Genomic DNA, 7,275 nt, shown 5'->3' with positions numbered 1-7,275 from the left:
ACCCGCCGGGGGCTCTCTTGCTTACAGTTCCTCGTCGTACCTGATCACTTCGAGTGTGGCAGCGAAGCGAGTCAGTGCGCTATCCGCGATGTCCCCGTAAGTGGAACCATCTCGGGTCTCGGCGAGTTTGGTCATGATCACTGCCTCGAGCCATTCGAGGGCGAGTTGATCGACCAACTCTCGTCGGTGCCAATCGGCGGGCATGTCCCGCAGGATGCTCCGAGCGTGTTCGACGGCTCGCTTGGAGTCGCCCGCTCGGAACTGTCCGCCCCCCAGTTCGGGGAGCTCGATCGGCAGCGCCAGCACTGTCAGGAGCACCTTACGGAGCGCCTGATAGGCATCGAGGAGCCTGCGTGCGCGATTCTCAGATGTCATCTGAGTTCCTTTCTCGCTGTTGAGTTTTCAATGTGTTGTCGGTATCTCTCCGACTCCTCAAGTATGCCAAATGAGTTGGCATAACGCAAGTTGATTGGCCAAGTAATTTGGCCTAAGATTGAGGCATGGATGAACTCGACAAGGCACTCGCCGACCTTGCCCTCGCTGAGAAGCGCGTGAAGGAAATCGAGATCGAGACACTGCGCGAGGGCAAGCGGACCGGCACGCGCGGCGTACAGGCCGACCTCGCGCGCCGCACCGGCAAGAGCCGCGAGTACTACCGGCTGCTCGCCAAGGAGCACGGACTGTGACGATCGGGGAGTTCATCGCGGCGAGGCTCGACGAGGACGAGGAAACGGCGCGCGCCGCGTTCGGCGGCCCCGGCGACAATGGCGTATGGGAACGCGACCACGACCCGTACGCAGCTGAGGTGGTGTTTAGCGATTGGATCCACATCTACGCCGAGGGTGGCCACTCGGCCACACAGGCCGAGCACATCGCCCGCCACGATCCCGCCCGCGAGTTGCGGCAAGCGGCGGCGGTGCGGGCAGTCGTCGAGCTGCATCATGGGGAGTCCTGGTGCGACATCTGCCCTGATCCCGAGGATCGGCACACACACTCACCGATGCCGTGCGAACATCTGCGACACCTGGCCGCGATCTGGACTGACCACCCCGACTACCGCGCCGAGTGGGCGCTACCCTGACCGCAGCGCCCCCGATGGGCGTACGCCGCACCACGACCCGCCCGCAATATCCCCTCCGCAGGCGGGTCGTGTGCTGTCTGCGGCACGCCTGCGACGTCGCAAGATCGAAAAGCCGGTGACCTGCTGCTATTGTGGGTGGCACCTCTAAACCGCTGCTGACGAGCCGACCCTGAAAACGGTTCTCGCGGCGGTTTTCGCATGTCAGGGCACCTCGCCCCCAAACTCCCGCAGCGCGTGAACGCCGTGTCGTTCGGCCTACGGCAAAGCACCCCAACGCGCCGATCTCGACCGCTGCGACGGATACCCGCAGCACGGTCGCTACAACCGGGCAGCCTCTCCCGGGGGTCTGCTGCGTCGCTGCGGGTCAACCATCCGAAAGCCCCACCACACACAGGAGTCCGTCATGGGTAGCGCTGATCCGACCACCATCACCACCACCGCCGAGATCGTGGTGATCATCATTCGAGCCGTCGTCGACATCATCGCCGCGCTGTGACGCTGCTCGACCAGGCGCTCGCCGACATGCGCGCCGGCCTGAATGTCGCGTACGTCGCGACCTCGGGGAAGGCACTCAGTCGGATCGACTACCTCGCCCGCGAGCGCCTCGTCGACGGCGAACGGATGGGCCGCCGCATGATCAGCGGCAGCGGCGACGGCACCGTGACGTTCTGCCTGTACTCGTCGATCCCGCGCGGAATCGTGCTCGACCGCGCGTACTTCGACCACAGCGACGTATACGACGAGATCGCGCCGTGCATGGCGACGAGCGCCGCCTCGGGCCCGCGGTTCGTGCACGGGCTCGAATGAAACTCACCGGTCGCGACGGCTCGGTCTGGCACATCACCGCCGGACCGTCCGGCCACCTCGGCACACCGCTCGACGGCCGGTACGCCCCACCTCGGCGCTGTGCGCGCCACATGCCGGACTGGCTCGACGCCCTGCTCGTGCGCCTCGGCCAATGGCTCGGCGATCGGTCCGGGATCGGCAGGCCGTGACCCGCAAGCGCACCACCACGCAGCGAGGCCTCGGCCACGCTCACCGGCAGCAGGTCGCCGGGCTGTTCTCTCGGCACCGCGACGGCACGCTGTGTTGGTGGTGTGGCCGCCCCATGTATCGCGCTGCCGAGCGGAACTGGGACCGTGCCACCCTCGAGGGCGACCACAGCACACCTCGATCACATGGCGGTCGTGTCGCTGACCGGCTGCTGCACTCGACCTGTAACCGGTCCCGCGGTGACGGCAGCAAGGACGCCGAGCGGCCCGCTGTGACCGGCGTACACCCCAAGACGACCAGCACCCCCGGGCGGCCTGATCTGGGCGTGCTGGCGATGGCCTGGCCTCGGTAGACCCCCCACCCCGAAAATATTCCGGGGTGGGGGGCAAGGTGACTCCCGGTTAGTCATCTCTTTTTTTTGATGGCCGCGAAACCTGGCGGCAGACGCCCGGAAGGGGGCGCCTGATGTCGGATAAGCGATCACGCGGGCGCGAATTGGTCGACTCACTCACCGAGCCGGGCGATCCGCTGTCGCTAACCGTTCTCGTCGTCGAGGCGGGCCGCATCGTCGACCGGCTCGACACCCTCGACGCCGTCCTGTCCGGCGATGCCGAAACCTGGCTACGCCTCGCCGAGGGGCGCGAGGGCGCGATCACCGTGCGCGTCGACTCCGCGCTGACCGAGGCACGCCAGCAAGCCTCGGTGCTGCGTCAACTGCTCGTCGAGATCGCCCGCCGCCGCAAGCCCGACGACGACGACGAAGATGACCCCCTCGACGATCTCTGACGTCGACCTCGACGTCGCGTTCGCCGACATCATCGCGGCGGAATGGCCGAAACTCGTCGGCCGACAGACCCCCGACGCGCTGCTCTACACGCAGGGCGACACCACGCTCGGCCTCAAAGCCGCGGAACTCGGTCGCCGCTCGACGTCGCGGATCCGCACGATGCCCTGGCAAGGGTGGTCGCTCGAGCAGATCCTCGCCAAGAATGCGGACGGCACGTGGACACACCCCGAGTGCTGCCTGATCGTCCCGCGCCAGGCGGGCAAGTCGACGATCCTCATGCTGCGCGTGTTGTACGGCCTGTTCAAGCTGGGCGAGAAGATCATCTTTTCCGCTCACCAATGGGTCACCGCGAAAGCGCTGTGGAAACGCACGTTCGCGATCATCAAGTCGACTCCGTGGATGTGGAAGCGGGTTGTCGGGCATACCTGCTCGCAAGGCCGCGGCACGATCGAGCTCAAGTCCGGCGCCGAGGTCGTGTTCACCACCCGCTCGGCGCACGCGGGCCGCGGTCTCGACGAGATCGACCTCGAAATCTACGACGAGGCCTACGACCTCACCGAGGGCGACATGGCCGCGCTGTCGCCTACCAAGATGGCGGCGACGGATCCACAGACGATCTACACCTCGTCGGCCGTCAACCAAGACCAGCACCCCAACGGAAACGTGCTCGCCTCGGTTCGACGTCGAGGCCGCACCGGCACCGAGACCGGCCTGTTCTTCGCCGAGTGGATGGCCGAGGACGGCGATCGCTCGGCCCCCGAAACCTGGCGCTTGTCGAATCCCAGCTTTGGCGTCATCGCCACGGAGAAGAAACTCCGCACCGAGTACGTCAAATTCTCGACGCCGGCCGGACGGCGATCGTTCGACTGCGAGTACCTCGGGCGCGGCGACTGGCCTGCCGACCAGGACGAGACCGCCCCCGCGATCGACCCGGAGGTCTGGGCGGACATGAAGGACACCAAGCCGCGGCTACGCGGACAGATCGCGCTCTCGATCGCGCAGAGCCAAGACCGGCAATGGTGGGCGATCGGCGCCGCGCAGGCGACGACCGAGGGCCGAAAGCACTTGGAAATCGGCTACTACCGCACCGCGACACATGCCGAGGTCGTCTCGTATGTGCTCGCCGTCATCGCGGCATGGGATCCGTGCGTGCTCGTCATCGACCGCAAGAGCAGCGCCGCGGTAATCGTGCCGAAACTGATCGCCGCCGGAGTCGAGCCCGAGCTCGTCGGCGCCCCCGAGCTCGCCGTCGCGTACGGGCTGTTCTACGACGGCGCACTCGCGCACGAGCTGTCGCACACCGGGCAAAAGATCCTCACCGATGGCATCGAGTCGACGAGTACTCGGAAACTCCCCGGCGGCGACGACGTGTGGGCAGGCGCCGAGCCGCCGCTCATGACGGCTACGTGGGCGCTGTGGGGACTCGAAACGTTCGGCATCGACGTCGCCCCGCCCGCCTCGCCCTCGCGCGGCGCGACGGCACCGATTCACCACCACCGCAGCGGGTCGACGACGGTCACCGACTCGGCGGGCATGGACGTATTCGCGACCGCATTCTGAGGGGAGGTGACGCGCACCAATGGCGACAGACATCAAGCCCGCGACCCCGGCGTTCCGCGAAAAGGGATACGTCAACGGGCAGAACACGGCCACCGGGAGCGGCGACTTTTCCCAGTGGAACGAATTCGAGCAGGTGCCCGATCTGCAGTGGCCCGCCGCGATTCGGATCTATACCCGGATGGAACGCGAGGACTCGCGCGTGTCGTCGCTGCTGTCGGCGATGGCTCTGCCGATGCGGCGCGCAGATTGGCGTATCGCGTCGTTCGGCGCCCGCGACGAAGTCACCGAGTTCGTGGCCCGCAACTTCGGCCTACCGATCGACGGCGCCGACGAGCTCGAGCAGCCGGGACGGCGCAAGGGCCGGTTCTCGTGGTCTCAGCACATGGTGTGGGCGCTCTCGTCGCTGCAGTACGGGCACAGTGTGTTCGAACAGCTCTACCGGCGCGGCGACGATAACCGCGTGTGGCTGGCGAAACTCGCCCCGCGACCCCAGCGCACCATTTCGGCCTGGAATGTCGCCGCCGATGGCGGGCTCGAATCAATCGAGCAGATGGCACCCGCGTCGACCGGCCGCGTCATCTACGGCCCGTCGCCGACAACCATCCCAATCAGTCGACTCGTCGTCTACGCACGCGAGATGGATCCGGGCATGTGGGTCGGCAAGTCGGTGCTACGCCCGTCGTACAAGCATTGGCTGTTGAAAGACGAGCTCATGCGGATCGAGGCCGTCGCCGCTCGCCGTAACGGCGTCGGCGTGCCGGTCGGCACCGCGGCCGAGGGCGCCTCGCAGGCCGACGTCGACAAGCTCGCCGACATGGCGCAGCAGTACCGCGTCGGCGAGCATTCCGGCGCTGGTCTGCCGTTCGGCGCGAAACTGGAATTGCTTGGCGTGCAAGGTAATCTGCCCGATATCCGGGCCGCGATCGCCTACCACGACCAGATGATCGCAATCTCGGGTCTCGCGCATTTCCTCAACCTGTCCGGCGGCGGGTCATACGCGCTGGCGAGCGTGCAGGCCTCGACGTTCAACGACAGCGTGCAGACCGAGGCCGAATGGGTCCGCGACGTGACCAACGATCACGTAATCGAGGATCTCGTCGACGTGAATTTCGGTCCCGACGAGCCCGCGCCGCGGTTGGTCTTCGACCGCATCGGCACGCAGCAGGACGCCACCGCCGCCGCGCTCAAAATGCTCGTCGAGGCCGGCCTGCTCTCGCCCGATGTCCTGGTCGAGCAGACCGTTCGGCAACGCATGGGCTTGCCCGCCAAACCCGCCGGGGATCCGCCGGCACTCCCGACGCCGGGGGCCGACATCGTCGCACCCGTCGCCGCCGGTCGTCGCCGTAAGGCCGCCGCCGCTGGACAGGCGGCGCTCTGGTGACCGCGCCACTTGCCGTGCCGAGCGCGCCGGCGCTTTCGCACCTGCCGCGCGTCGAGCTCATGCACATCGGCACATGGTCGGCGCTGACCGGAAAGCACACGTTCACCGCCGACGACCTGGCCTACGCGGTCACCGCGCTCGACTGCCCGGCCGTGCACCGGCCGCGAATCAAGCTCGGCCACACCGACCCTCGATTCGATGGCCAACCGGCGATCGGATGGATCGACAACATGGCCGTCGTCGACGGCCGCGTGCTGATCGGCGATCTCGTCGGGATGCCCGGGTGGCTCGCCACCCCGGACGAGTCCGGGCACACCGTGATCGCCAGCGCGTACCCACAACGGTCGATCGAGGGGATCTGGGACTACGAGTGCGCGATCGGGCATACACACCCGTTCGTGCTGACCGGTCTCGCCCTGCTCGGCGTCGCCGAGCCCGCCATCGGCACCCTGCAGTCGCTACAGGACGTCGGCGCCCTGTACGGCGTCGCCGCCTCTGCGCCGTCCGGCGGTACTCCCGTCGTCGTCCACATGAAGGGATCGCCCACCATGCCTAGCCCGACACCGCGTCAGGTCGCCGCCGGTGTGACCACCGAGGACGTGCGCCGCAAGTTCTACGACTCCGCGCCCTGGTCGCAGTGGATCGAGGAGTTCCACCTCGACCCGCTGCAGCTCATCGTCATCGACGACGACAGCGGCGCCCGACAGCGCGTACCCGTCGTCGTCGACCCCGCCGGGGACGGTACCGAGGGCGTCACGTTCGGCCCGGCCGTGCCCGTCGTCGTTCGCTACGACGACGCCACCCCGGCGGCCCCCGCCCCCGAGGGCACCCCGGCCGAGCCCGCGCCCGCGGTCGCCGCGTCCGTGCTGCGGTACGCCACCCGCGCCGAATCTCGCCCCGGCCGTCCGGCTGCGGCGTCCACCCCTCCCGCACCTGCGGAAGGGGAAACCACCACAGAAGGGAGTTCGGGCGTGGAGATCACGAACGAACAGCTCGCCGCGCTCCGCACTGCCCTCGGGCTGGCGGACGACGCAGACCTCGCCGCCATCCTGGCGGCCGTGCAGGAGCTCGCGACCAAGGCCGCCGAGGACGCCGCCGCCGCGGCTGCCGCGCAGGCCGAGGGCGCCGAGCAGGTCGCCGCAGGACGCGGCCCCGGCACGGTCGTCGTCGACAGCGAGCGATTCGCCGCCCTCGAGGCCAACGATCGCAAGCTTGAGGCGTTCCTCGCCAAGCAGCGCAAGGACGAGGTCGAGGTCGCCCTGTCGACCGCACTCGACGAGGGCCGGATCTCCCCGGCCAACAGCGAGGCATGGCGAGAGACCCTCGCCAACGACTTCGACCGCGGTCGCGCGCTGCTCGCGACCATGGCCCCCAACTCCGCCGTGCCGGTCGCCGAGCTCGGCCACGCCACCGAATCGGCAGACGTCGCCGACGTCCGCACCTCGGCCTCGTACAAGGAATGGAGCATCTGAA

The 7,275-nt window shown here is 67.9% G+C and carries 10 protein-coding genes; 9 read left to right on the top strand and 1 reads right to left on the bottom strand.

All coding sequences use genetic code 11. The features are described 5' to 3' along the window. Positions 1 to 21: 21 nt before the first annotated feature. The gene (locus ACFWUR_RS28050) at positions 22 to 375 is read right to left on the bottom strand and encodes a hypothetical protein (RefSeq protein WP_378910812.1); all 354 of its coding nucleotides are present in this window, start codon (positions 373 to 375) and stop codon (positions 22 to 24) included. Between the two features lie 125 nt (positions 376 to 500). Between ACFWUR_RS28050 and ACFWUR_RS28045 the strand changes: the two genes are divergently transcribed. The 9 genes from ACFWUR_RS28045 (at position 501) to ACFWUR_RS28005 (ending at position 7,274) form a co-directional block, all read left to right on the top strand. After that, complete coding sequence (locus ACFWUR_RS28045) at positions 501 to 686, top strand: hypothetical protein (protein WP_378910811.1); 186 nt, start codon at positions 501 to 503, stop codon at positions 684 to 686. Then, positions 683 to 1,081, top strand: a complete 399-nt coding sequence (locus ACFWUR_RS28040) for a DUF6221 family protein (RefSeq protein ID WP_378910809.1) — start codon at positions 683 to 685, stop codon at positions 1,079 to 1,081. The genes ACFWUR_RS28045 and ACFWUR_RS28040 overlap by 4 nt, the downstream gene beginning before the upstream one ends. A gap of 492 nt (positions 1,082 to 1,573) precedes the next feature. Then, the gene (locus ACFWUR_RS28035) at positions 1,574 to 1,888 is read left to right on the top strand and encodes a hypothetical protein (protein ID WP_378910807.1); all 315 of its coding nucleotides are present in this window, start codon (positions 1,574 to 1,576) and stop codon (positions 1,886 to 1,888) included. Next, the gene (locus ACFWUR_RS28030) at positions 1,885 to 2,076 is read left to right on the top strand and encodes a hypothetical protein (protein ID WP_378910806.1); all 192 of its coding nucleotides are present in this window, start codon (positions 1,885 to 1,887) and stop codon (positions 2,074 to 2,076) included. The genes ACFWUR_RS28035 and ACFWUR_RS28030 overlap by 4 nt, the downstream gene beginning before the upstream one ends. Further along, a complete protein-coding gene (locus tag ACFWUR_RS28025; protein WP_378910805.1) occupies positions 2,040 to 2,426 on the top strand; it encodes a hypothetical protein in 387 nt (128 codons plus the stop codon). The genes ACFWUR_RS28030 and ACFWUR_RS28025 overlap by 37 nt, the downstream gene beginning before the upstream one ends. 113 nt (positions 2,427 to 2,539) lie before the next feature. Beyond that, a complete protein-coding gene (locus ACFWUR_RS28020; RefSeq protein WP_378910803.1) occupies positions 2,540 to 2,860 on the top strand; it encodes a hypothetical protein in 321 nt (106 codons plus the stop codon). Continuing rightward, complete coding sequence (locus tag ACFWUR_RS28015) at positions 2,838 to 4,421, top strand: hypothetical protein (RefSeq protein ID WP_378910800.1); 1,584 nt, start codon at positions 2,838 to 2,840, stop codon at positions 4,419 to 4,421. Before ACFWUR_RS28020 ends, ACFWUR_RS28015 begins: the two co-directional genes overlap by 23 nt. Positions 4,422 to 4,440: 19 nt before the next feature. Then, positions 4,441 to 5,802 (top strand): DUF935 family protein, encoded by a 1,362-nt coding sequence (locus tag ACFWUR_RS28010; protein ID WP_378910798.1) that lies wholly within the window; start codon positions 4,441 to 4,443, stop codon positions 5,800 to 5,802. Beyond that, entirely contained in the window at positions 5,799 to 7,274 is a 1,476-nt protein-coding gene (locus ACFWUR_RS28005; RefSeq protein ID WP_378910797.1) for a phage protease, read from the top strand. Before ACFWUR_RS28010 ends, ACFWUR_RS28005 begins: the two co-directional genes overlap by 4 nt. Position 7,275: the final 1 nt, after the last annotated feature.

Source organism: Nocardia sp. NPDC058633 (assembly GCF_042717045.1).
In the GTDB taxonomy this organism is placed as follows: domain Bacteria; phylum Actinomycetota; class Actinomycetes; order Mycobacteriales; family Mycobacteriaceae; genus Nocardia.
This window is presented reverse-complemented; position numbering and strand designations above follow the sequence as displayed.

Coding starts and splice junctions, on each gene's coding strand:
- ACFWUR_RS28050 (WP_378910812.1), bottom strand. CDS start 375: ATGACATCTGAGAATCGCGCACGCAGGCTCCTCGATGCCTATCAGGCG.
- ACFWUR_RS28045 (WP_378910811.1), top strand. CDS start 501: ATGGATGAACTCGACAAGGCACTCGCCGACCTTGCCCTCGCTGAGAAG.
- ACFWUR_RS28030 (WP_378910806.1), top strand. CDS start 1,885: ATGAAACTCACCGGTCGCGACGGCTCGGTCTGGCACATCACCGCCGGA.
- ACFWUR_RS28025 (WP_378910805.1), top strand. CDS start 2,040: ATGGCTCGGCGATCGGTCCGGGATCGGCAGGCCGTGACCCGCAAGCGC.
- ACFWUR_RS28020 (WP_378910803.1), top strand. CDS start 2,540: ATGTCGGATAAGCGATCACGCGGGCGCGAATTGGTCGACTCACTCACC.
- ACFWUR_RS28015 (WP_378910800.1), top strand. CDS start 2,838: ATGACCCCCTCGACGATCTCTGACGTCGACCTCGACGTCGCGTTCGCC.
- ACFWUR_RS28010 (WP_378910798.1), top strand. CDS start 4,441: ATGGCGACAGACATCAAGCCCGCGACCCCGGCGTTCCGCGAAAAGGGA.